Here is a 26,387-nt window from a genome sequence, read left to right on the forward strand (position 1 = left end):
GTTCCGCTACGGCTTGTCGTGAGTAATTTGTTTGGTTCGTTTGGCGGTGATTAAATACACAATAGGTTCCGTTAATACATTCAAAACTTCCATGATTATTTCCAATTGCGTTTACTGCATTACTAATCGGCCGACCATGCAGACCAATGTCACTGGATGAATGCAAACGTCACGGTAGACAAAGTCCCGGTCCTTATATTGGCTTGTGCAATAATTAAACCGGTAATATCCGTGGCGAAATAAATCAGATTTTAGAGACCGTTAATTTTACGCATGGAGGCCCCTTCAAAGAAATTCGGCTTTGCTCGGTCTTCATTAGCAGGCATAATAATTTTGGGCTCCGTCAGTAGGGTAAGCATATCTTTGTCCAGTTCGCGAACGAAAGCCCCTACCACGGGATGGCCAAACTCTTCATTACTTTTTTGTCCGGAGCCTGAATATAAATAGATACGCTCGTCATCGTCTGCAAACACAGCGGGGTCAAACTCGAAATAATCTGACTTGTCTGAACCTGTTATATGGCCATTGATATACCTTATGTCTCCGTAATACTCATATTGTCCCGAGGGTGTGGGCATACAGCAACGGAAATGATACTGGAATTCGCAACAGAATAGTACAAGAAATAACGACCGTCCGGACCTTTCGCTACATCCGGCGCATATAGATGTCCTTTCCCGTGTCGATAAGAACATCTTCGAAAGCCCGCCTTGGGCTTCTAAATATCGTTTATTTAGGATGTGTAAGAGTTTCTATTTAAATTCCAAATGTGGTTTAATCTGTTTTTTCGAGACCCATCGGCTTAATTACAAAGCTATATTCATAGTAACCAGGTTTGACCTGGAATTCTTCATGTATATTTCGTGACCAACCATCATCACCACCCAAACCGCTGTGAATGTGGTCGATGTTCACCCAGATCCGGTCGCGCTCAGGCAGTTCTTCAATATGCCGGGCTGCTGCATAATCAAGGACACTGTTACGGTGTGCATCCATGTGGAATGGTTCAAAGCCGCTAAACATTAACCCACTGCCATCACTATCCGTCAATGAGAACCAACGCACCTCTTCCTTGCCGCCCCATTCCACAGGAACAATATATGGGCAGGGTTCTTCATCAACTACAGTACGATAAAGCCCGATTGAAGCACTCCGTTTCCGATCCACATAGCTTTCGTGCGGCCCGCATCCGTACCATTGCAACTGATCGTTGTCCATAGGCATAGTAAAGGTAAGTCCAATTCGTGGTAATAAAGACAGCGAAACGTTAGCGTTTACACGGTTCTGTACTTCAATGGAGCCGTCACCATTGATGAGATATCGCACTTGGCTTTTAAACCCATCAGATCTTTCCGCCCCGTGTAAGAAAGCTTCCGTTTCGAACAGAACCATGTTGTCACTTGGTTGGGAGAAACGTACAGAAATAACCTCTCGAACAAGCCGGTTCAACCCATATGTTTCCCACTCGCCTGCATAGAATGCGCTTCCGCCTTGCCCCTGGTCTATGCCAGTGGGTGCCCGGTAAAAATTCTCCTGAGCTCCGGACAGAAGAAGAGTCTTCCCATACCGCTCGTAAGTTGTTAACGTACCTTCCCGCTTGTCGAACCGAGCTAGGAAAACATCCCCCTGAACAGTGACTGTCGCCGCGTCCTCCATTAATGTCAATTTCGAATGTTGAGATTTATCGTTTAAGATTGGTCCAGTTTGAAACGGAAAACGAATTTGCTCGTTTAAAATTTCGTAACCTGCAGGTGCCCATAAAGTTTCATGGTGGAGCCGTACAGAGAAATTGACGAAGTATTCGGCCCCTGTTTTCCCTTTCGACTTAACAAACGGAATATTCACATCCTTTTGTTCCCCAGGAAGAATGGTAGCAAGGGGGATTGAACCGGATTGAATTCCAATCCCGTTCTCAACAACCTCCCAATACAGTTGCAAATGGTCCAAAGTTGTAAAGGCGTATTTGTTAATAACAGTAAACAAGCCTTGCAGCGAATCCTTATCTTGAACTGCTACAGGAGCTTGCATTTTTTTGATTTCGTATGCTCCTGGGTGGAGTTCAAGATCAGGTGACACGACTCCGTTCATACACATATCGGGAACAGGATCAACGACGGATTCACCAAAATCCCCGCCGTAGCTCCAAGATGTAGAACCGTCTGCATGTGTGGTGCGAATAGCCTTATCGGACCAATCCCATATAAATCCACCTTGGAACCTAGGGTATTTATTAATTCCCAAAATTTATAAAAATTACCATTACCATTACTCTTGGAATACGCATATTCACACATGATCAGCGGTCGTAAGTCTTTGGTATCTGCCATAATTCTATCCACCCAGCTCAGAGGAGGATACATAGGAGCCAAGATATCGGATATTTGCGGACTGGGAAAACCGCTCTCGTATTGGACGAGTCTGTAAGGATCGTAAAACCGGATCCACCCGGCCATGGCAGCATGGTTCGCACCTACACTCGACTCGTTTCCAAGCGACCAGAACAGGATTGAGGGGTGATTTTTGTCACGCATCACCATCCGGATGGCACGATCCAGATAGGCGGCTGCCCATTCCGGATCTTTGGACAGGGTTCCCTGTATACCATGCGTCTCAATGTTGGCTTCGTCAACCAAGTACAAGCCAAGCTCATCGCATAAGTCATACCACACCGGATCGTTCGGATAATGACTTGTCCGTACAGCATTAAAATTCAATTGCTTAATCTTAATGATCTCCTCCCGCATTCGCTCAGGCGTAATCGTTCTTCCTGTATCGGGATGATGCTCATGCCGGTTCACTCCTCGGACAATAAATCGTTTGCCATTGAGGAGGATAACACCTTCAGGCGAACGTTCAATTCTACGAAATCCTACTCGACAACTCTCAAAATCGATTTCATTACCATCAGGATCCAGCATCGTGAGCACAAGCGTATATAGGTTAGGTTGCTCCGCGCTCCATAGTAACGGATTCTTAACATCAGAAATTATAAGGGCAGCTCCGTCCTCTGGCTTCCATTCCCCTCCCCAAGGCATATACATTGGAGTAGAGGTAGCAACAGGCGATGTCATCGGCTCAAAGATTTGCTTACCTTCCGAATCGAATAGCGTAGCCCTAACTGAGAAATCACCGTAATTATGGTACTTATTGGCGTGGGTATAAACAATGAGCTTTCCGTCCTTGTACTGCTCATCCAGCAAAGCCATGACTTTAAAATCACGGATATGCTGCCTCGGCTTTGCGTACAGGACTACTGATCGATGGATGCCCGACAAATGCCAATAATCCTGATCTTCCAGGTATGTGCCATCCGACCAGCGCATGACCTGCAGGGCAAGCTTATTGTCCCCTTGCCTCACCAGCTCGGTGATGTTAAACTCCGCGTTTAACTTGCTGTCCTGCGAATAGCCTGCGCATATGCTGTTTACCCATACATAGAAAGCAGATTCGACGGATTCGAAGTTGATAAAGATTTCTGTCGTTCCAGTTCGCATGAACCGTAAACTCCGTCAAATAACAGCCGGTCGGGTTATCTTCGGGTACGTAGGGCGGATTTAGCGGAAGAAAGCGATCCAGCAATTCCTCGTCTTTATGACTACGAAGATGGCGCGCCTCGGCAGGATTGTCGATATTAAACGGGAACAAAATGTTGGTGTAAATCGGTTTGCCAAAACCCTGTAGTTCCCAGCTTCCAGGGACTTTAATATTACTCCAGCCATCAGGTTTGAAGCTTGCTTCAAAGAATCCGATCGGAACATCATGCGGGCTAGATGCCAAATGAAAGGTCCATGTGCCGTCGAGCAACACCACATTCGGAGATTTGTAGCGCTCCCGCATGAATGCCTGTTCCTCGGAGGCGTAAGCGCCCTATGCCGAATGCATCGGTTCTCTATTGATCTGTTGGATATAGGGGTTTTCCCAATCGTACTTGCTCTTATTCACATTCATTGAGATACTCTCCTCCAATTATATTTCAACTTTTAAGAGAGCTGATCAGCAGCGAACTCTCATTCTACTTATTATAAGGATGGAATAAATTCTTTAGATATAGCGCATATCAAACAAAAAATAACGAATTTCTAACCTGCATATACGGAGAACAGAAGCACACATAGGTCAAGATCACAATAGGTTTCGATACTGATTGGGTGTCATTCCAGTATATTTTTTAAACACCTGAAAGAAGTACTTTTCGTCATTATATCCGACTTCCACCGCAATATCGCCAATACGCTTACCTGGGTCTTTCAAGAGGATAGCTGCTTGTTCAATCCGTACATTATGCAAGTAGCTTAAAAAACTTATTTTTAATTGCTGCTTGAATAAGAGGCTTAAATAACCTGGTGTGATAAATACCTCTTTTGCAACCGTTTCGCGATTAAGATCCTTATTGAAGTTATTTCGAATGAATTCCAAAATCCTTTGGAATAATTTATTCGATTGTTTCTTGTGATCCAGCTCTTCTGAAATCTTTTCAGCAATCTCGACCATTTCCCTATATATCTCATCCAAATAAGTTTTGGCTAGCTTTTGAGCCATGACTTGCAGATCTTCCCCGAAAATGGTGCTTACATCAATATCTTTTTCGACTCCTAAGCGATAAAGCGCAAAAAAGAGTGAAAAGGTAAACTTCATGGCTATATCCCTAGAGGTGCGTTCCTCGTTTAACGTCTTTTGAAAGAGTAACAATTTCTCCCTTATGGTCTCCGGATTTCCAGACAGGACAGCTTGAAGCAACGTTCTCTCTAAATCGATAGGATAAGCGGTAATATCGACGTTCTTTTCAGTACTTGTCGAAGAATAAACGATTCTTCCCTTACCTCTATAGTAGGTCGAATCCAGCGCATCCATGGCTGTCATGTGTGATGTTTTCAAATGATGGATCTGCTCTCCCGGTACTCCTATTCCAATTGAAACACTGAGCCTCAAAAAAGCAGATGCGTTAGCTTTAATTCGCTGTGAAACGGGGAGTAATTCTACCGCATCACTCTTGAATCTCGAATTCATGACGATGACGATATCATCTTCGTATTCGAACGCAGCACAAAGGAAATCTTCAGCTATCGTATCCTCGCCTAGGTTCTTCAACCCGTATTTTAATAGTTCGATATCATAAGAGTTGTAGGTTTGATATAGCTCTATTAATGTATCGATTTGAATAACCATGACAAAAAAGTGGGAGTGAGGGAAAAGGATTCCGCAAAGTTTTAAATTCTCCACCAATTTTTCATAAGGGCATTCATTACCGATCACGAGGTTTCTTAGTGTTTTTTCGCGTAAAAGGGGTAGGCTTTCACGGAAGCCCTGCTTCAAATATTCTAGGTGATGAATCTGCTTTTGCTCGCTTTTGATTTTTTCTATTAACTTTAATATCGTGTCAAGGATCTCTTTGACCCGGCTTGGCTTAATGAGATAATCGCTAGCTCCGAGTGTGAGCGCTTTTGTTGCATAGGAGAACTCGTCATATCCGCTCATAATAATGGATTTGATATGAGGGTACTTCTCGTTAACTATGGAAATAAGTGTAAGACCATCCATTTCTGGCATGCGTATATCCGTTAACAAAATATCGACAGGGTGTGTTTTGAGGATCTCAAGAGCTTCCACCCCATCACGGGCTTCTGCATTGATAGATACTCCATGTTGATCCCAGTCTATTAGGGACTTAATACCCGTTATGGCTCGTTCTTCGTCATCGACGATCATTAGATTAATTATGATTGACCACCCCCCTGTACCTATACGCTCTTCCCGACTGGAATCGTTAATTCGACCTGCGTCCCGGTCCCAGGCTCGCTAGTGTACTTGAGCCGATAGTTTTCCTTATAATAATATCTTAAACGTTGGATCACATTCTGGATGCCATATCCGCTAGTGTCATCGGATAAAGAAATATCATTGTCCGTAGTGACCTCTGTAATTTGCTTGACAGTTTCGGCATCCATGCCAACCCCGTTATCCTCAATGATGATTTTTAGATAACCACCGTCCAACTCCCCACGGATACTAATCTGCCCACCTTCGCGTTTTCGTTCGATTCCATGAATCAATGCATTTTCAATAAACGGTTGCAAGCTTAATTTCAAAAGGACGAAATGTTCCAATTCATCAGGAATGTCTATCGAATAACGCAGCCTATCCTTAAACCTCATTTGCTGAAGAGTGAGATAGAGCGTAATCAGTTCTTTCTCTTTAGCCATGCTAGTAAAACTTTTCCCCTGGTTTAGGCTTAACCGGAATAATCTGGATAGATTTACCACCATTTCGCTGATTCGATCCTGTCCTGCATATGCGGCTTCCCAATAAATCGTATCGAGCATGTTATAGAGAAAATGCGGATTGATTTGAGACTGCAGGGCTTTTAACTCTGCTTCTTGTTCTTTCAGCTTTAAAATGTAAGCATCGTCAACGAGCGACTTAATATTGCCTACCATTTCATTATATCCGCGGCTTAGTTGGCCGATTTCATCATTGTATTTAACTTCAACTCTCTCGTGGAAGCATCCGTTTTGAAATCGTTTCATCGATTTCAAGAGGTTCCCGACCGGAGCCGTGATCGTCCAGCTCAATGCAGACATTAATGGAATGGAAACCACAAAAGCAAGTCCGATGATCAAGAGCACAAATAATTTAATGGCATTCAACTCTTTAATAAGCGACTTAAGGGGAATAGCGTATAGAATCCGCCAGCCGTTGTCCATTTCGCTGTAGGAGACAAGCATGTCGTCTTGTGATGAATAAACGATTTGGGACCCTTGTTTAATATTTGTTTTTCCTCTATAAATGGAAAAGTTAGGATCGCTTATGGAGTAAAACGCCTTGCCCGCCTCCACAATAGTGTTCCCCAGACTGTCAAGAATGACAATGCCACGCTCTTGATCGTAGAGATTTTTCAGATACTGCTTGCGAATCGTCTCTTTATTCACACCGACAAAAGCAAACCCGATTTGCTTTCCGGTATATACGCTCCGAATGATCCGAGTCATTCCGATTTTATCCTTCTGGTTGTTCACAATAAAAGGATCGTCCTCGTCGTCTAAAGGAAACCAGTACGATGCTCCGCCCAGTGCCATAGTTTGTTTATAAATATCCGTATGCCAAATCTCGTTTAAACTGCCAGAACCGTAACTACCGTCCGTGGCAATCTGGTACAATGGTTCGCTTTTCGTGCCGTAAAGAGCCAAATAATCTAAATTCCCGGTCGCCAGCATTTGATCCATAATGGATGCCATAGGACCAGAGTAAAGCTCCGTTTCCAATTTATCCGTACTAGCAGGTTGGTTTTGCAAACGGTTTTGAATCGTAGATGATAGAGTAAACACCGTCACCCAATCCGAAATGTTTTTTTGCATCCCGGTCAAATTGTTGTCAATGACGTTCACAACAGATAAATTCGAGGCACTGACTTTATTGATAATCTGTGTCTTGGAAGTGATAAATGAGAAATACCCGAACATGAGCGTCACGGCAGTGCAAAACAAAAGGAGGACAATCACAATTTTATTTTTCAGTCTCATATTCATGAAATAAGTGCGCACGGTTTGTCCTCGCCTCTAAAATTTCAAGATTAGCATTTCCATAGCATGTGTCGTTATATGCTGGAAGGAGTAGAACAGAGTCTTTTGTAATCAATGAGTAAAAGACTCTGTTTATGGGGGTTGAGGACATAGTTTAGCCTTTTACGGCCCCTTCCATTACCCCTTTTGTGATTTGATCGTTAAAAAATGCGTAGATAACAATTGCGGGTATGGTGGTGAGCACCATAACAGCAAACTGGGAGCCGTAATCGGAACTATATACACCTGTGAAGTTCATTACCGAAAATGGAAGCGTTTTTAAAGCTTCATTACTAATAAATGTTGAGGCCATAATGAACTCGTTCCAACAGTTCAGGAATGTGGTAATGATCACTGTCACAATAGCGGGCTTTGTCAACGGCGCGATAATTCCAAACACGATCCGATAAATACCGGATCCATCAATCACCGCGGACTCTTCCATCTCCTTAGGGATACTTCGCAAGAATCCCGTGAGTATGAACATATTGAACGGAACAGAAACGGCTGTATAAGGAAGAATCAGTCCAAGATATGAGTCGGTTAGCCCCAGCCATTTAAATATTACAAAATTCGGAAGCAACGTTGCGTGAATCGGAATCATGATCCCTAACAATATGATTGTAAAGAAAAACGAACGCATTTTCCACTGCATTCGCGTGAACGCATAGCTAAGCGTAAGCGATAAGATGACCGTCAGCACGATCGTAACACTCGTGACAAACACGCTATTGAACATATATTTCAGCATGTTACCGTCTACCCAAGCGTTGACATAATTTTGCCATTGCGGATCCAACGGCCACTTTAGAATGTGTTCTGAATAAAAATCAGCACTAGTATTGAACGAATTATTGATGAGCCATATTAATGGAAACAACTGAAGTAATGCAATGATGGATAAAAACACCCAAATCCCAAACTTTGCTCTCGCTTTCATGTTATGATCCCCTATCCTTCCAGCGTTTCGCTGCGTATCAACTTATTGCTGAGATATGTAGCAATTAAGCAAATGATAATAAATAGAATTGATATCGCGTTTGCGTATCCGAATTGGTTGGAAGTAAACGCCTTCTCATACAAGTAGACGCCTAAAAACTGCGTTGAATCACCTGGGCCACCCCTTGTCGTCAGAAACACCATGTCCATCGTCTTCAAAGCAGAGATGATCGCCAGTGTTACTTGAACGGAGATAACCGGAGCCAAAAGGGGGAGCGTAATGCGTGAATGCAGCTTAAATCCAGCAGCCCCGTCCAATTTGGCAGCCTCGTACAGGTCCTCGGGTATTCCCTTCACGCCTGCATAATAAAACAACAATCCCCAGCCAAAACCAGACCAAATCAATATAAATAATATGGAGCCGAGCGCCGTGCTTTGGTCTCCTAGCCACGCACGCATAAGAAAGTCAAGTCCAATCATGTCCAACAGTTTGTTCAGAATGCCGAAGTTCGGATCAAGCAGGGAAACCCACATTTTTGATAAGACTACAACCGAAATAAGGCACGGAATGAAAAAGATCGTCCTTAAAAGCTTCTCGGCCTTGCCGCCAACTTGGTCAAGCAGGATCGCAAAGAGAATGCAAATCGGATGCTGTACAATGATTAAACCTCCGCCTAGCAATAGAGCATTCCGCAGAGAATGCCAGAATTGTTTATCGTGAAAAAGGAGATCTATATAGTTTTGCAGTCCGACCATATTAATTGTCGTTCCTGGCCCGAGAGTATTCGTCAATGAATAGTACCCGCTTAGAGCAATCGGAGCCAAAAAAGTAAGAACGAACAGTAGAATACCAGGAAAGACAAAAATAAAAATTGCCAATTTGTTTCCAAATACTTTCTCCATGATGAAGAACGCTCCATTCTATAGAAGAAATAAGAGCAAGAATATATTGAATACTGTCTTCCTGCCCTTTTCTTCTTCTGTCTTTAAATCATACCGCTTTATTGGTTATCGATCGTTTTTTGCAGCTCAACCACAAGTTCTTCCGGCTTCATGCTGGAGGAGAAGAACATGCCGAATTGTTTTGTATACTCATCTTTGAATTTAGCTGTTCCATAATCGATCGCTGAAGCACCTGCCGTCGAAGTCGCGTTTACCAGCACGTCCGTAAGTTGCTTCTGAACATCCGTTTCCTCTCCAGTCAATTCATACTTTTGAGCAGGAACTGCCCCTCCAGTTTCCCACGCGGCTTTCGCCCATTGGTCAGCGCGCATCATGTAATCGAAGAATTTCTTTGCCTCTTCTGGATGCTTGGACTTGCTAATAATCGCATACCCTCCACCGTTCCAGGAAAGAAGATCCGAGTCTTTACCCTTACCTCCTTCAACCGTTGGAAACTTAAGAACACCCAAGTTATCCCGGAACTCTTGTGAAAGCTGATTATCGGACGCCATCCCCGATTCCCAAGAACCCATGTACCACATCGCTGCTCTTTCTTGGGTAAACAGGTTTTTGGACGCACCATAATCTGCTGCCATATAACCGTCTTGGAACATCTTATTATCGCGTAGCTCAGCCATAAACTGTGCAGCCTTTAGAAAACTGTCGTCATCCTCTAGTTTGATCTTCTTGTCTATGGCCTCTAGAATAAGGTTTTGGTCACCGCTGTAACGTTGTGCAATATTTTGGTACATTTCGGCGAATGTCCAAAGTTCTTTGCCATTTGTGGACATTGGAATAATTCCTTTGGCACGGAACGCATTGGCTGTGTCACGGAGCTCCGCAAATGTCGTAGGCACCTTTACGCCATAGTCAGCAAACAATTTTTTATTGTAATAAATGACCTCGTAGTCGCTGTTCCGCGGCAACCCGTATAATTTCCCGTCGAATATAAAATTCTTTAACACGCCCGGGAAGAAGCTGTACGTATCATTGTCGTAATCTTGCTGATCGAGTTCCCTGATGTAGCCGGCTTGCACCAGCGTATTCAGAGTAGCTCCGCTTTGAACCATGGACACATCAATTGGTTCATTAGAGGCCATATAAATCTTTAATTTGTTGCCGAAAGGATCAGTAGCCAACGCCTCGAGGTCTATCTCGATGTCCGGGTTGTCTTTCTCGAAATTGTCGATTACAGTTTGTTCGGCAAGACCTTGACCGGTCTTACGGTCAGGCAAATTCGAGAGAAAGCGGAGTGTCACGGGCTTTTTACCGGTTTCCGACGTCGTCGACAGATTCTCATTCGTACCGCTCCCATCGTTGTTTTTGCTGTTGCATGCGGTAAGAGCCATTAAGGTTGTTAGCACGATCGCCGTTAAAAAGAAGTTTCGGGCCCACTTTTTTTGTTTATGCATCTGTCAATCCCCCCTAATTCATTGTGGAATCACTTATTCTTGATTCTTTTACAGTCTAACAAAGGTTAACATCTTAAATCAGTAGAGAAACGTATAGGAAAGTTTGGATAAGTCGATTCTGAGATAATCACGACATTATATTGATATATGATCACTCTATTCACTGGGCTACAAGATGCTGATGTAGCATATTTACATGAGACAGTCACGCATCTTTCGTTCCGAGATTATAAAGCATCGAACATCCGATCCATCTCATATAACGCTTTCGTTGTTCGATATACTTGAGGGGAGTTTTGGCGTCGGCAACAAAAGTGAGCTATACAGTAGAAGTGAAGATGAATGATGGCAATTGAAATGAGCTTGGAGGCATTCTAATGAAGGAAGTGATGAAGGAAGTGATGATGTAACTTAACATACAAGATACTTCACAATTGGACCCGGAAAAGCTGGAACCGAAATGGGAAGTGCATTGACTAGAAGAACAACCTGTTAGCGAATCATTATCACAGGAATGGAATCTATTCGGGGGGGAAGGGGACTTGTTATCCATGTGTGCACATAGTTGTGGGCCCCCGTTTTACACAATAACTTATCGTTCCCTACAATGGTATAATTTTAGGTATAAACCAAAAAGAATGGCAACCAAAAGTTCTTATGCATCAATTCTTATTTTCTTCCTCGGCCGTTTGATCAAATGAATCCTTTGGGGCGGTTTTATGCATAATTACCCGGCATCCAGCCCAACTCAACGCATTTGCCCCAATCCCAAGAGTCCCAACCTTCCCACTCGGATCCGTGACTTGTATCATGCAACTGCTTATAGCTCCAATAAAACCAGCCTTGTCCATTCTCCCAAGCATCGAGGAATGCCTTAGCGAGCTTCTGCTGAATGGTTTTTTGCTCTTCTGAGCTAAAGCCCTTAAAGTTTTTCTCAATAGTGGACAGGCACCATTCACCTACGATCACCGGAAAATAGGCTTGCATCTCTGCAACGTCCTTCGCAAAGTTGTTTTCAATGTAGGCCACAAATTCATCCACATTTGTTGCTATTCCGGTATAAGCAGCCATTCTCAGATACATGTGTGTATCAAGCACAACGTTTACGAATTTGGATTCCTGCATAAAGTTCTTCCATTCATGAAGCCGAAATCCGTCATGGAATACGATGACCTTCTCTTCTGGAAGATGCTTTCTCATTCTCCAGTACGCATCAACGTAGAAGTCTCTTAAGAACTCGCTTGTCACTGGACCTGAACCTTTCGCTTCTTCCTTATCAACAGCAATGTAGTGATTTTGAATCTGGGCCCATAGCTCTGCGTTGATAGGTTCATTAAGGATTTCAATTCCCCATAACCCCACCCGATTCGCATATCGTTGTGCAAGACGTTCCAATACGTTTAAGACAAATTCAACCCCTGCAGGATCCTGACTCCACTTACATACACCGCAGAGTCCACCGTTATCAAAACCATTTTGGCTTCCAGGCGCTGTATGCAGATCGATCAAAATTTGGAGACCATGTCTCTCCGCCCAATCAAATGCTTTGTCGAGATATTCGATACACCCGACAAATGGCTCAACATCACCAAAAATGAAATGAGGTATTGGAATTCTGATCGCGTTCAATCCTTTGTTGGCTATGTAGGCAAAGTCTCGCTCGGTAATAAACGTGTTTCGATGCTGCTTATAACGGTCGAGCTTCAATTCCTTGGGTAGCGTTCTGCAAAGCCAAGCCTCGTCCTCGCAATGCGTTCCCTCGAACATTATCGGATTCATCCACTTCTCTAAGACTAACCAATTTCCTAGGTTAACGCCCTTTACTTTTTTCATTTTAGGTAACCTCACTTTTTAAATAGAATGAAAAGCCTTCATAATTTTGATGAATTTCAGTAAAACGACCGCTCTCAAACGGTCGTTTTACTAATTCTCAACTGAAAGGTCTCCGCTGCCGGATGGAACCTCCTTGATTTCACTTAATGGATTCGTACCATTCGTTGACTTCTTCCGTAATTTCTTCCCCACCGGAGGATTTCCACTTTTCTACGAAGGAATCAAAAGCATTCAGGTTTTCTTCCCCATAAATAATTTTGGTATATGTGTCCATTTGCATTTTACTAAGCAATTCGTTCCTTGAAATCATCACTCGGGTCGCCGGACCTTGGTAATATTGTGGCACGTCTGCAGAAAGTTGTTCTGAAACTACCCTTAATGCGTCGTAATTATATTTGTCTAAAGGACTTTCCATGCCACTTATTCCAGCAGTAAACATAACGGCGAGATCCTCAGCAGTTTCTTTTTTTCCTTCGATAAACTTCATTCTAATCTCTTTCATTTTAGATTGGTAAACGGGCCTACCGGGAAGTAAATATTTTGTCGTAGATATATATCCACCCGGAATATCCTCCGTCTTTGTTGTCACTTTACCGTCTTGAATGGTATAATCGTAGCCTTCTTGAAACCCTTTGAACAAGGATAAATCCGGTTTATCGTAGATAGAATATAACGTGTTCATATAGTGGAAGAGCGCTTGGAGAGATTCCTCCGAAATATCCTTACTGATTAAGATTGCACCCTCATAGTCATTGCCGATTGTGCGCATGTTTTTCCCATCGATCCCCTCAGGAAGTGGATAGGGTCGGAATTCAGCATTCGGGTCAGCTTGTAGCATCATGGAACCAGGATAACCCATGAGCCAATATTGGCCACCAACGATCCCGACTTTCGCCGCAGCGACATTTTGTACGATGGTATTGAAATTATGGAGTGCGATATCGCTCGGTAGATACCCCTTCGATTTCCACTCTCTCATTTTTTCCAGTGCTTTCTTGATCCCCGGTTGAATGGAACCATACTGCAGCTTGCCGTCCTCTCCTGGATACCATCTCTCCGGAATTGCTCCAAACATTCCAAAAATCCAGGAAGTGTCACCGATGGGGGAACCAAGCATTTCCGTTCCGTTAGTAACATAGTCCAAGGCAATCGTATCTTTTTTCCCGTTTCCGTCCGGATCCTGATTGGTAAACGCGTCCATAACAATTTCCAGTTCTTCAATAGTTGTAGGCGCTTTCAATTTAAGCTTATCCAACCAATCTTGGCGAATCCACATCACCGATTGTGACCCGAAATTTTCATTGATAATGGGTAAAGCAAGCTTCTGTCCATCTTTCGTGAAGGGTAGCCATGCCGAAGGTACTTCATTCATCGCTGCTTTGTAAGTGGGAGATGCATATTTCTCAAAAGCTTCGCCTGCATTCAGTACTTTGCCTGATTTTAAGTACGTATTGATTGTATCAGCACTATTGGCGACGAAAACATCTGGCAAACGTTCTCCTGATGATAACAAGAGTTTAAGCTTAGTATCATAACCATCGCCAGTCGTGGGCGCTGTCCATAAGGTTTTAATATCTACCCCCAAGGCCTCTTTAGCCCAGCGGTAGTGAATATTGTTATCGATCGTTTCTCCGTTCTTGAACAGCATGGTCTGATCCTCGCCCCGGATTATATTTAGCGTAACAGGTGGATCAATTTTTCCATTAACAATATTAATTTTTGTTTTAATTTCACTATTTTCATTTATTGCTTTGTTTGAATTGTTTCCAGTACTACAACCCAGTAGCAAATTAAAAAGAACAGCAGTCACAACGACAGATGGAATTACTCGCATTTTCTTTCTCATTTAGAACCCCCTAATTTTTAATAGACTTATTACAATGATTAGTTTCAGAATGAAAGGAGATATGTTATTCTAGTAACTTGTATCTTAAGAAATCATTCTAAATTCTATTAGGTTTGAATTACTCTTTTACTGCACCAATGACAATACCTTGTGTGAAAAATTTCTGGAGAAGCGGATAAATTATCAATATGGGAAGAGCTCCGATCAAGACTTGTGCAGCATTTAACGAACGTGGATTGTATTTAGCAGCCTCTTCTGCATTACTAGCGTCAATGATCGGTTCTGAAAGGGCCGCCTTAAGAAATGTACTTAGTGGCACGTTATCGGATTTCATATAAATCTGGCCCATTAACCATTCATTCCAATCCATTACGATCATGAACATCCCTACTGTAGCCAGCACAGGAAGTGATAATGGCAAGAACAACTTAGTAAACACCTTCCAGTGATTAGCCCCATCCATAAAGGCAGCTTCTTCCAGTTCCTTTGGTAATGCTTTGAAGAAATTCATAATGAGAATGAGATAGAAAGTATTCACTAACGTTGGCAAAACGAGCGCCCAGACGGTGTTATAAAGGCCAAGCTTTGTTACCCACAGATAAGTAGGAATCATACCCCCATTAAATAGCATCGATACTACAAAAAATCCAACAAAAAATTTATATCCCGCTATTCCGTTTCTTCCTCCTTCTTTCGACATGACATATGCAGCCGAACAGTTCACCAAGAGACCTAAAATTAAGCTCAAGCCCGTGCGTTGCAAGGAGAGTCCTACGGAACTAATCAAATTGGGATTACTCAGTACTTTCGAGTAAGAATTTAAATTCCACCCAATTGGCCAAAATGTTACATCATTTGAGGCGACAGCCGAGCTCGAACTAAATGATATCGCGAATACATGGAGCAAGGGGAACAGGCAAACTGCTGCTAGAAAAATCATGAGACTATTATTAAATCTGTTAAACCAACGTTCTGAACCTGAAATGGTATTCATATGCCTCACTCCCTAGAAGATTCTGTATCCGGCCACTTTATAAGCTAATCGGTATCCACCGATGATCAAGATGAGTCCAACTATGGATTTGAATAAACCGATAGCTGTTCCAAAGCTGTAATTTCCTCCGATCAGACCGACACGATATACAAATGTATCGATAATATCGCCTTTTTCATAAACAAGTGGATTGTAAAGATTAAATATTTGGTCAAAACCAGCACTTAACACTTGACTTAATGACAGAATAAGTACAACACAAATGGTTGGAATAAGAGAAGGTAAAGTTATATGAAGCATTTGTTTCAACTTACCGGCTCCATCCAGTTGAGCGGCTTCATATAAGGCGGGATTAATGCCTGCTAATGCCGCTAGGAAGATTATCGATCCATACCCGAACTCTTTCCATACATCCGTACTAATGACAGTAGCTAGAAACCAGTTGTTATCTCCTAAGAAGAAGATAGGCTCAAAGCCCAAGAAAACAATGAACTGATTTATCAACCCGTGATCAGGATTGAGAAGTTCGATGAATACCCCTCCAAGAACTACCCAAGACAGAAAATGGGGTAGAAAAACAAAGGTCTGAACTGCATTGCGAGTGAACTTATTTCTCACTTCATTGAGTAGCATTGCAAATCCAAGTGTTGTGATGATACTAAAAACTAATTTGAGCACAGAAATTCTTAACGTATTCCAAATTACTTGCACACTATCAGGATACTCAAACAGAAATTTAAATTGATCCAAACCCACCCATTCGGATTTCATGATTCCCAAGTAAGGTTCGTACTCCTGAAAAGCCATCACAATACCGCCCATTGGAATGTAAACAAAAATAAACACTAGCATGACCGCTGGCAGCAGCATCAAATATAGTTGCCAACTGTCGCTTCTTCGGACGATTTTTGTTTTCTTGGTTCGTAAGCCCACACCATTTTCGATTGTAGTTGCTGTCTCCATATGCTCCTCCTGTAATGAATTCTTGACATGTCCTTATTATAAAGTTGAGCATATAGGCACGATATAGTGAATTACAAAGATGAATATCTCATTGTAAAGTTTCAATACAATGGTTATCATCCGAATTGTAAACGCTCTATTAATTACCTGTATTGAAAGAATATACTGACTAACTATGTGAATCATAATAATGAACTTACTATTTCTTTTTTTTCACAAACTAAAAAAAGACTGCTTCCCTCGTTAAGGAAGCAGTCTTTTAAGGTAGATAGACCGTTAATAAGCCGTCCATCCGGCATCTGCTGTAATCGTTGTGCCGTTAACAAAGCTCGATTCGTCGGAGGCTAAAAACAACGCTACTTTCGCGATGTCTTCCGGTTCTCCTATCCCAGGATTAATATCCATTCCGATTTGCGCACGTTCCGCCCCGAACGGACTAACTTCTGTGAGAGTCGCAGCAATATTTGTCTTAACACCGCCAGGCGCGACAGCATTACAACGGATACCAAGCTTCGCATATTGAAAGCCAACGTTCTTCGTCAGCCCGATAACTGCATGTTTGGACGCCGTATATGCCGCTCCGGCACGAGAGCCAAATAAGCCGCCCGCTGAGGCAATGTTGACAATAACGCCTGCTTTCTTCTCTGTGAAGATTGGTAGCACTTTACGTATCGTTCGCATGGGGCCTGTTGCGTTGACTGCAAAAACTTTCTCCCATAACACGTCCGTAACCTCTCCCGCAGGGACAAAGTTGTCCATTATACCAGCGTTATTCACCAGAATGTCGACTGTTCCGTAACGTTCAATCGTTTTGTCGATCAGTACCTGAACGTCATCCTCGGCCGCAATGTTAGCAAAGACCGCGATTGCATCGCCACCTTTTGACTCAATATCCATGACGACTTTCTGTGCATTTTCCAAACTCAAATCCGACACAACTACTTTAGCCCCTTCTGCTGCAAAAAGTTCTGCAATCGCTTTTCCCATACCCGATGCTGCTCCGGTCACAACCGCTACCTTTCCAGAAAGCTTCATCCCAGATACCTCCATTCATATGATAAAAGTAATTTAACTTAGTGACACGCATATATAGAAAAATCGTAACCAACTTGGAACAACGGTTCCAGCATCTTAGTAACACTTTTCTGGCGAGAATTCTTCACTGTATATACCGCTTGTCCCTTTGCCTCGAATTTTGCCCCCCGATCCTCTTGAGTTGTTTTTTCTTTTTTATTATAGAAGCACTTAATTTCCATCGAAATAACGCATAATTAACTTTGATAGTGCAATCTAAACATTAGGGATCGCTTGATTTTCAAAATATCCATTGCATCAGTGACGATCCTTAACGTAACAGTTTCGTGGCTTCATTGGTATTTCTGGCATCGATGTAGTGTGGATGTTGATTTACATTCGCAGTAATTACCATCCTCGGCTTACCTTACTTATAAACCTGCATAGGTAGATGAGTTAAAGATTGTCCTGGAGCTGAAGAAGTTAAATTTTCTTCTAATTCAAACCCGTCTACAGGTTTAATGCGAGAAAACTTTTTTAAAAATACCTCTAATGCAATCTTCATTTCTAATCTTGCAAGAGGGGCACCTAAACAGAAATGTGGACCATTTCCAAAAGTCATATGCTTTTTATTGTTTACACGATGAATGTTAACAGAGAAGGGATCATCGAACATAGTTTCATCCATATTGGATGCACTCATCCACGCAATGACTACATCTCCTTTTTTTACCGCAGTACCTAATAATGTATTATCTTTTTTAACAGTCCGATGCATTTTTGAAATTTGAAAACGATATCGGAGCATTTCTTCGACGGCATTTGGGACTAATTCTGGATTACTCCTTAGTTCTCCATATAATGAGTCATTATCATAGAGTAGGGAATAGAAAGTATTGGCTAAGGCATGACTGGTTGTTTCGACACCCGCACCTAAAAGCAGCATTGTTGCCTGCACAATCTCTTGATCAGTAAATTTTTCCCCCTCTACTTCAACTCGAATCAGATCTGAGATAATGTCATCTGTTGGATTCGAACGTTTTTGAAGGACAATGGGGTATAGATATTGGAAATATTCTTTTGCAGCATGTTCTTTTTGTAGTTCAATGTCATCCAACCTCTCTTTATCGTAAGGTTGGAAAAGGATGTCTACCCACTTCTTGAATTGATGCCTATCTTGTATTGGTACTCCAAATAAATCGGAAATAACTATACTGGGCAAAGGGGATGCTAGGGCTTCAATAATATCAACAGTTGCGTTTTCTTGCATTTCTTCTATAAGTTCAAGTGCAATTTGTTCAATACGAGGTTCCCAATTTTTCAAGCTGCGAGGAGTAAAAGCTGCTGCCAACAAAGAGCGACTCTTCTTATGCTGGGGAGGATCAATAGTTGTTAGACTTGTAATAGACAAAGATTTGTCTTGTTTGTAATTGTTTCCGACAAAAATAGTTGTTCTCGGTCCTTCACTTGAAAAGACTTCATAATTGCTTAAAACCTGCTTAACGTATTCATACTTGAAGACATTCCATGTTTTTGTTTTTTCATGGAAGTAAACCGGATGATTATAGAGCATTTCCTTATACCAATCGATAGGAAAAAATTCCTCAGCTCGCGTTTGAAAACCAGGAATTTCTTTAACTGGAATGACTTCTTGATTCATATTAATCAAATCCTCCTTCAAAATGTTTAGGTTAACTTTTCTTTGATGACCGTGTACTTCAACCTCCAATAACCGAATAATCTCATGAGTTTCTGTGTTCCAGTGGCACTCATTTTCATTTAAATTTATAAGGGTCTCCATCGAATGCTTCATCAGCAATTTTTATAGAATCTGTCGGACACCCTTCAAAAGCATCCCTAAGCTCATCTTCTAATGTATCTGGCACATTCACTGTGCCCTGATTTAAGTCTAGAGCGACAAACGCTATACCTTCTTCATCATAATCATAAATCTCTGGAGCTACTGCTCCACAAGCTCCACATGCAATACAAGTTTCTTTATCTACGATGGTGTATTTAGGCATCTTTAATCTCCTCACCTTTTATTGATGATTATAAGAACCATGCACGTTTCTGAGCACACAAGCTTCAACCATAAACTGATTCAGAAAAAACTTCATTACTCTTAGTTCATTCTCCACTTCACAATCAACTCACCAACCTTTATTTCCCTATTTCACTTCCAGACAAATGTTAAATCTGTATAATAAATAATATACATCCGTAGATTAACTGATGTAAGAATCAATCTTATTAGTTTATATAGTTAAACAACAAGAAGGAGAAATTGTAGATGAAAATTACTGAAGAAACTATTGATTTAAGAGTTAGGAGAACACTTAAATTACTATCAATGGCACTTATTCATTGTCTGAAAGAAAGTACTTTTACTTCTATTACTGTAAACCAAATATGTGAACAAGCTATGGTACATCGTACAACCTTCTATAAACATTTTACTGACAAATTTAGCCTATTGTCATTCACACTAGCACAGCTCATGAAGGGATATTTGCAGATGAGTGCAGAGGAAAGGTTAAAAAAGCCACTTCAAAGCTTATTTATAATGTCAGACGGTAGTTTAATTGAAAAAATATTATTAAATCAGAAAGATGATAAAATGTTCTATAACTTTTCGAGTAAGTATTTGAAAGATCTAATAAAAGAGGACTTTTTGGAATTAAAAAAAAGAGGTAAAAACTATACTATACCAATTGAACTGTTGGCAGAATTTCACTCAGGGGTGATTAGTTCCCTTATCTTATGGTGGAGTCATCAGGACGGAGAAGTTTCTTTAAAGCAATTGGACAAATATTATTACCAAATGATTAATAAAAAGATATCCTTGGAATAATTTATCAACATTTATACTTCAACAAAAAAATATTTAGTGTTAAATTATGGGTTTTAAGACCGATTACAATGCTTTTACGGAGGAACTGTCGTCATATGTAAGAGTTCATTAAAGTTTTCTTTACCACATTTTTCATAACGGAAGAAAGACTTGTCATACGACAAGTCCCTTTCCATTCCTTGATTATGATAAAAAGTAATTATTTCAGATAGCGACCGAACTAAACGAGCCTATCCTGATGTGCATGTATGTTCTCCTTGACTTTGTCATTCGGCAGCCATATGCTTTGCAGCTCATTGATTTGAAGCGACACTAGCTTCACGTTACCGCCAACCGTATAAAGATTAAGACCGTCGCTTCCGGGAGTGGGAAATATAGTGTCGGAAATAACCGCAGTACCATCGCCACCGAAAACTTCGATCGTTGACCAATCTACATAGATTAATAGACGAACACGGTTATCGTCCGGCTCGAGTGGCGCTTCGTGCTTAGCCGCAAAATCTGGATGGAAATCTGTTTTACCTGAGTTAGTTCGATCAACAAACAACTTCTTCATAGCAATATTGTATCCAATAATAGTCTCTTCGTCCGCAGACGTTCTAACCTTAAATCCGAACTCTGTTGCGGTTCCAATTTCGAAGTCCGCAATCAATTCCGCTTTATCGACGGTGATGTCCGTAAGCGGATTCGTATCAGGTGTGATTGTCACATTTTCCAAAGTCGCGAGCGGCGAGCGAATCCCGCTCAACTCTTCCACCGGTTCTTGCACGAGACGAATACCTTCTTGATACGTCTTCAGCTTCAGCTCACGTGGAATCGACGTACTTCCCCGCCACTTGTTGGTCGGGAGCAAATCCGCATACCGCCAGTTGTTCATCCAACCGATCCACAGCCTCCGACCGTCTATTTCCGTCGTATTATCCCAAGTGACAGCTGCATAGAAGTCGGATCCAAAATCAATCCACTTCAGATCATGAATCGAATGGATGGGTTTGTCTGGTGTAAATGTCCTACCGTCGAAGGTGCCGACAAAATACATCATGCCAGATCCGCCTGCTGGTGGTTCTGGATCGTTTGGGTTCACGCCATTACAATCGCCGACACTGAGTATAAGCACCCATTTTTTCTTATTTGGATCTCCGTCGACATCCATTGAAAACAGGTCCGGACATTCGTAAATACCGCGATGCGTGCCAATCACGTCTTCTCCGAAATCACTAGCAAACATCCATTCCTTCAAATTTGGAGATGTGTAGAATTCCACACGGTCATTTACAGCTAGCGACATGATCCACTTAGATGTCTCAACATGCCAGAATACTTTTGGATCTCGAAAATCAAGCGTTGTATCTGGGAACAAGACCGGGTTACCCAAGTACTTTGTCCAAGTTCGTCCCTTGTCTTTACTGTAGGCAATGCTTTGAACCTGCGGTTTATCAGGAGTGGCCGTGTTACCGTTGTTCGTATAGATTGCCACAAGTCCGGAACCTTCCTCATCAAAAAAACCACTGGTATTTTGCTTGTCGACTACGGCACTACCTGAAAAGATAGCTCCGTCTTCACCTGGCGACAAGGCAGGAGGAAGCTCCTCCCAATGTACAAGATCCGAGCTTACTGCATGCCCCCAATGCATTTTTTCAAAATTTGGTTGGTTTGAAAAAGGGGTATACTGATAGAATAGATGGTACTCACCTTCGTAGTAGGCCATTCCATTCGGATCGTTCATCCAGTTTTTCTCAGGCGTGTAGTGAAACTGGGGACGGTACTTCTCTGTATAGTTCATATTCTTCTCTCCCATTAGATAATAAAAGCAAGAAGACTGTCCGCCTGTGATATGTCGGCAGCAGAATGAGTTTTTGCTCATTTTATGATAAGATCTTTAGCTTATTCTTCCTTTATTAACCCTCTATGAGTAGACTCCATTCCTTTACTTGGAACATCTCATTATATACTTCCATAACCTTATTAGGATCAATATTCTTTAACTTTAAATACTACTCTGGGTCCTAATTTAACAATACATTTCCCAAATCAAATATAATTTTTTTTATCATAGATCTTCTTCTGTTTACCCATGGATTATATTTCAAATCACGATAATCCATTTCTACTAGCTCATGCAAGTCAAAAATATTATACGTCAATCTCTTTAATCACTTTTGCTGGATTACCGCCAACAATCGTATTGTCTGGAACATCCTTTGTCACAACGGCTCCTGATGCAATAACCACATTATGACCGATTGTTACCCCTGGATTAATTACAGCGCGTCCGCCGATCCATACATTATTGCCAATCGTCACTGGTTTTCCGTATTCTGGCCCCTTATTCCGTTCATTTGGGTCTATGGGATGAGTTGCTGTATATATGTGGACACCGGGTCCGAACATACAATTAGAGCCTATTCGCACCTCACAAACATCAAGAATAGTACAATCAAAGTTCACATAAAAGTTTTCACCGACATGTATATTGTAGCCATAGTCAAACCGAATATTTGGCTCCATACCCAGATTATCCCCTGTCGAACCAAGCAGTTTTTTAAGTATTTTAACTCGTAGTTCATCATCCAATTCGGTAGATTGATTGTATATACGCGTCATCTTTCTAGCATAAGCTCGATCACGTGTAAGTTCTTCGTCCCAAGCCATATATAGTTCGCCATCTATCATTTTTTGTTTTTCTGTTTTCATGTTAATTACCCTTTCCTCTGTCAATTTGAAGTGAAGTATTTTGAATTTGTAAAGGTCTAGCCGATCTTGTCAAAGAAGCCGAGATGACTATGCCAATGAGGACAACAATCAAAGCATTTAGTAATCCAAAATGCTCTCCCAAGAAGCCTAGCGCAGGCGGACCGACCAGAGATGCGATGTAGCCCACAGTCGCAACAGCTCCAACTTTCGCAGCAGCACCTTGAGGTTCATCCCCCGCTGCGGATAATCCTACCGGAAAACCAAGTGAAGCTCCAAGTCCCCAAAAAAAGACACCTACCGAAGCGACGAAATAGTGTTGACCCCAGATTACAAGCATCAATCCCAGGATCGCCGCAATAGCACACCCCGATAAGACTCGCACCCTTCCATAACGATCTAAAACCCATCCTCCTGAAAAACGTCCCAGAGTCATTGCTGCAACAAATACGCCATACACTAATGAACCGGTCAGTGAATTGACCCCGTAACCATCTACCATGATCAGTGGCAACCAGTCATTTGCAGAACCTTCCGCAAATGCCATTCCCAGAACCATAATCCCAATTAAGATAATTCTCTTCTCTTTGAATACCTCTAGCTGTTGCTTAGCAGCCGATCTTTTATGAGCAACACCTTCTACCTGTTCCTTTCCAGTTTCCTCTGGTAGATGACGAAAGAAATATATAACAGCGACAGCCATCAACAGAGCGAGAATCGAGAAATGAACCATGATCGGAAGATGGATAGCTACAGCTCCGACTCCCAGAGCCGCTCCAATGAGTGTCCCTACACTAAAAAAGCCATGAAAGGCTGGTAAAAGTGTACGATTCAATGCCTTTTCAACAGCAGAACCTTCTACATTCAGCGCGACCTCTGCTGCACCATAACCACAGCCAAAAATGATCAGCCCCATCATAACGATACTCATCATTGTCAACGCTGCACCAATTCCGATAGTCACAAATCCAATGACAATCATTAAAGTGCTGACCAGTATGACATGGCGCGCGCCTTTTCGTGCGATTACTGAACCTGCCGTAAGTAGACCAATAAGGGATCCTACTGCGATCGCAAATATAATGATACCCATCTCTGCAGTTGAGACTTGCAGCAAATCCCTAATGGCAGGCGTACGGGAAACCCAAGAAGCAAAGGACAGCCCCGGTAAGGCAAACAGCAGAAACAAGATGTTGCGTACCGTTCGGGGATTCTGTTGGTAAACAGTTTTCATGAGTTTTGCTTCACCTCCGCTTCTCTACCAGTTTTAACGAATAGGACAAGCTTTCCAGTGTCATTGTAATCAATCCGTACATGTAGTCCTCATCCGGATGTTCGAGCAGCGTAAGCTTCGGTATATGCATCTCCGGAATATACTTCAGACATTCCTGACGAATGAGATCTAAATCAGAGGAGTCTACCAAGCTCCCCGTCAGAGCAATAGTCTCTGGGTTCATTATTGCAATCAAGCTAGCTACGGCATGACCGGACAAATAATGAAAAGTTGTCCGATCATGCAACTGGCGGTACAGCTCATCATGAGACATGCCAAATGGTAAGAAGGCAATCTCTCCTGCAAAGCAAGTAATGCCTCTGTGGATATGTCCGCCCACCATCATGCCTGCTCCTGGCAAACAACCTTCAATAAAAGTCGCAACCGCAACTGACTTTTCTTCATCATATCCCTGCTTCTGGTAGAATCCATACACGGTCAGATTCATGTCGTTCTCCACGATGACCTCAACCTCATGATTTTCTTGAATGGAGGCTGCTAGCGGAACATTAATAAGTTCCTGGATATCACTGGTATTTATGATCCCCTGATTAACAGCACCCGGCACCCCAATACCAACAGCTCGGATCTGGGGGAAAAGATCTATGAGCTGATCAACCAGTTTGTCGATCACTGTTGAGTCGATTCGATTGTTTTCCTGATATCCTTCACTGATCGTCTCTCCTGCCAGGTTAGCAATAGTATAAGTGAGAGAATGAATCTTCACACCAGCTCTGATGATAATGCAGGCAACATAAGAAAAGTTCTCATTAAAACGATACAATCTTGCCGGCCGGCCGCCGCTTGATTCCTCCATCCCCAACTCCAACAGCTCGCCGGTGTCCAGTAACTCATTTAGAAGGTTACCGCAGGTCGCTATACTTAAACCTGTAGTTGCAGCAACCATGGACTTTGTACCCTGTTTCATTGTTTTAAGAGCCTGCCGTACCATCTCTTGGTTCATTTTTTTGACTCGCACTGTATTATTTGTAATTGAATTATGTATGGTACCTTCACTCCTTTTTTATTTTTATAAGACTTATAATAAGTCATACTTTATATGGTTTTGATCTAGATGTCCACCCTAAAGTTAAAGTAATTAGATATTTCTCGTGTTCAGCGATTTAACATAAACAGGGTATAGTTTTATTTTGTAGCATAGTGGCTTAATATTATGTGATTCCGAATCGGTAACTGAGATAAATCGGCATCGTATATCGCCCAATAGAGTATACGATGCCGCAAATGTAACGAAAATAAATATATTTACCCTTACAAATAACAAAAAGTCGCTATTAAAGCGACTCTCGATCTAAATGTATTTATGCCTTAAGAAGAGTACATGCTCATTATCATACTATTCGGAGGATGGAAATCGTCAATTATTTAAGTTTTTTGACCATTCTGTACAGCGACACAGAGGGTTTATTTATTTCAGATGAGATTTCATATCCAAGTTTAGCGTATAATTTTGCGGCGAGATGGTTTTCTTTTTTAACAGTTAGAGAACTTAGGGTATACCCTTGCTTAATCGCCTGCTCTTCCGCATGCTGAATGAGTAGCGATCCGATTCCCAACCCTCTTACTCTCAGGCATTGTCGCAAGTGTAGCAATATGATACTCCTCTTCAAACCCTTCTTTCAGGGTTAGAGTGGAAAATAGTGCAAGTGGGTGTAGAAGATTGTAAGCGATTAATCCCAGTTTTCTGTAAGAAAATAGTTGTTTTGCTGTAGGACTAGCCAATCGCTCCAAAATGGTAATTGGTAAACACGTAATCATTCCTAAAGTTTTATCCCCCATTTTTGCCTCAAAAGCATATTCATGACTGAAGCGATTGTTCTTATACTGCCATAGTCTTCTAAATGTAGAATCTAGGATGCCTTGTTTACTTGAACCCGCAAGGGTATAAGCCATATTGCCAACCGCCATTAAATTAAGTTTAGCTCCAACTAATGACTGCGAATGAGCTTTTACAATTGAAATATTTGTCATCTTGATCAAGACTCCTGTCGATTGGTTTTATTACTCAAGGAAAGAGGGATACTTCCAGTCTCAATTTTATATTACGGA

The 26,387-nt window shown here is 41.9% G+C and carries 19 protein-coding genes and 2 pseudogenes; 1 reads left to right on the forward strand and 20 read right to left on the reverse strand.

The annotated features are described in order from the left end of the window. Positions 1–251 precede the first annotated feature (251 nt). The 15 genes and pseudogenes from JNUCC31_RS32990 to JNUCC31_RS00170 form a co-directional block, all read right to left on the reverse strand. Positions 252–578: a glycoside hydrolase family protein gene (locus JNUCC31_RS32990; protein WP_228469373.1), complete on the reverse strand. Its 327-nt coding sequence runs from the start codon at positions 576–578 to the stop codon at positions 252–254. A 196-nt stretch (positions 579–774) separates the two neighbouring features. After that, positions 775–1,656: a beta-galactosidase small subunit gene (locus JNUCC31_RS34000; RefSeq protein ID WP_192272608.1), complete on the reverse strand. Its 882-nt coding sequence runs from the start codon at positions 1,654–1,656 to the stop codon at positions 775–777. A gap of 35 nt (positions 1,657–1,691) precedes the next feature. After that, positions 1,692–3,473, reverse strand: a pseudogene (locus JNUCC31_RS33725) (beta-galactosidase domain 4-containing protein); the annotation flags it as partial. Positions 3,474–4,122: 649 nt separating this feature from the next. After that, positions 4,123–5,706: a response regulator gene (locus JNUCC31_RS00115; protein WP_192267488.1), complete on the reverse strand. Its 1,584-nt coding sequence runs from the start codon at positions 5,704–5,706 to the stop codon at positions 4,123–4,125. A 32-nt stretch (positions 5,707–5,738) separates the two neighbouring features. Beyond that, on the reverse strand, positions 5,739–7,517 hold the full coding sequence (locus JNUCC31_RS00120) for a sensor histidine kinase (protein ID WP_228469374.1): 1,779 nt from the start codon (positions 7,515–7,517) through the stop codon (positions 5,739–5,741). Between the two features lie 154 nt (positions 7,518–7,671). Beyond that, positions 7,672–8,496, reverse strand: a complete 825-nt coding sequence (locus tag JNUCC31_RS00125; protein WP_192267490.1) for a carbohydrate ABC transporter permease — start codon at positions 8,494–8,496, stop codon at positions 7,672–7,674. Positions 8,497–8,507: 11 nt separating this feature from the next. Next, entirely contained in the window at positions 8,508–9,398 is an 891-nt protein-coding gene (locus tag JNUCC31_RS00130) for a carbohydrate ABC transporter permease (protein WP_192267491.1), read from the reverse strand. A gap of 98 nt (positions 9,399–9,496) precedes the next feature. Continuing rightward, entirely contained in the window at positions 9,497–10,849 is a 1,353-nt protein-coding gene (locus JNUCC31_RS00135; RefSeq protein WP_192267492.1) for an ABC transporter substrate-binding protein, read from the reverse strand. A 717-nt stretch (positions 10,850–11,566) separates the two neighbouring features. Then, the gene (locus JNUCC31_RS00140) at positions 11,567–12,628 is read right to left on the reverse strand and encodes a glycoside hydrolase family 5 protein (RefSeq protein WP_228469376.1); all 1,062 of its coding nucleotides are present in this window, start codon (positions 12,626–12,628) and stop codon (positions 11,567–11,569) included. 193 nt (positions 12,629–12,821) lie between these two features. Next, positions 12,822–14,528, reverse strand: a complete 1,707-nt coding sequence (locus JNUCC31_RS00145; RefSeq protein WP_192267494.1) for a type 2 periplasmic-binding domain-containing protein — start codon at positions 14,526–14,528, stop codon at positions 12,822–12,824. A 118-nt stretch (positions 14,529–14,646) separates the two neighbouring features. Beyond that, on the reverse strand, positions 14,647–15,522 hold the full coding sequence (locus tag JNUCC31_RS00150; RefSeq protein WP_192267495.1) for a carbohydrate ABC transporter permease: 876 nt from the start codon (positions 15,520–15,522) through the stop codon (positions 14,647–14,649). Positions 15,523–15,534: 12 nt separating this feature from the next. Then, the gene (locus tag JNUCC31_RS00155; RefSeq protein WP_192267496.1) at positions 15,535–16,485 is read right to left on the reverse strand and encodes an ABC transporter permease; all 951 of its coding nucleotides are present in this window, start codon (positions 16,483–16,485) and stop codon (positions 15,535–15,537) included. Between the two features lie 276 nt (positions 16,486–16,761). Further along, positions 16,762–17,520 (reverse strand): SDR family oxidoreductase, encoded by a 759-nt coding sequence (locus JNUCC31_RS00160; RefSeq protein ID WP_192267497.1) that lies wholly within the window; start codon positions 17,518–17,520, stop codon positions 16,762–16,764. Between the two features lie 406 nt (positions 17,521–17,926). After that, the gene (locus JNUCC31_RS00165) at positions 17,927–19,159 is read right to left on the reverse strand and encodes a cytochrome P450 (RefSeq protein WP_192267498.1); all 1,233 of its coding nucleotides are present in this window, start codon (positions 19,157–19,159) and stop codon (positions 17,927–17,929) included. Between the two features lie 115 nt (positions 19,160–19,274). Beyond that, a complete protein-coding gene (locus JNUCC31_RS00170) occupies positions 19,275–19,523 on the reverse strand; it encodes a ferredoxin (RefSeq protein WP_192267499.1) in 249 nt (82 codons plus the stop codon). A 269-nt stretch (positions 19,524–19,792) separates the two neighbouring features. Here JNUCC31_RS00170 and JNUCC31_RS00175 point away from each other — a divergent pair, with 269 nt between their 5' ends. Next, complete coding sequence (locus tag JNUCC31_RS00175; RefSeq protein WP_192267500.1) at positions 19,793–20,353, forward strand: TetR/AcrR family transcriptional regulator; 561 nt, start codon at positions 19,793–19,795, stop codon at positions 20,351–20,353. Positions 20,354–20,573: 220 nt separating this feature from the next. On the opposite strand, the gene JNUCC31_RS00180 is transcribed toward JNUCC31_RS00175, so the two are convergent. The 5 genes and pseudogenes from JNUCC31_RS00180 to JNUCC31_RS00200 form a co-directional block, all read right to left on the reverse strand. Next, positions 20,574–22,136: a glycoside hydrolase family 32 protein gene (locus JNUCC31_RS00180; RefSeq protein WP_228469378.1), complete on the reverse strand. Its 1,563-nt coding sequence runs from the start codon at positions 22,134–22,136 to the stop codon at positions 20,574–20,576. 350 nt (positions 22,137–22,486) lie between these two features. Then, positions 22,487–23,047: a sugar O-acetyltransferase gene (locus JNUCC31_RS00185; RefSeq protein WP_192267501.1), complete on the reverse strand. Its 561-nt coding sequence runs from the start codon at positions 23,045–23,047 to the stop codon at positions 22,487–22,489. Position 23,048: 1 nt separating this feature from the next. Next, positions 23,049–24,278: an MFS transporter gene (locus tag JNUCC31_RS00190; protein ID WP_192267502.1), complete on the reverse strand. Its 1,230-nt coding sequence runs from the start codon at positions 24,276–24,278 to the stop codon at positions 23,049–23,051. A gap of 10 nt (positions 24,279–24,288) precedes the next feature. Then, on the reverse strand, positions 24,289–25,281 hold the full coding sequence (locus JNUCC31_RS00195) for an ROK family protein (RefSeq protein WP_192267503.1): 993 nt from the start codon (positions 25,279–25,281) through the stop codon (positions 24,289–24,291). Between the two features lie 418 nt (positions 25,282–25,699). Beyond that, positions 25,700–26,309, reverse strand: a pseudogene (locus JNUCC31_RS00200) (GNAT family N-acetyltransferase). Positions 26,310–26,387: the final 78 nt, after the last annotated feature.

It is taken from the genome of Paenibacillus sp. JNUCC-31, assembly GCF_014844075.1.
In the GTDB taxonomy this organism is placed as follows: Bacteria; Bacillota; Bacilli; order Paenibacillales; family Paenibacillaceae; genus Paenibacillus.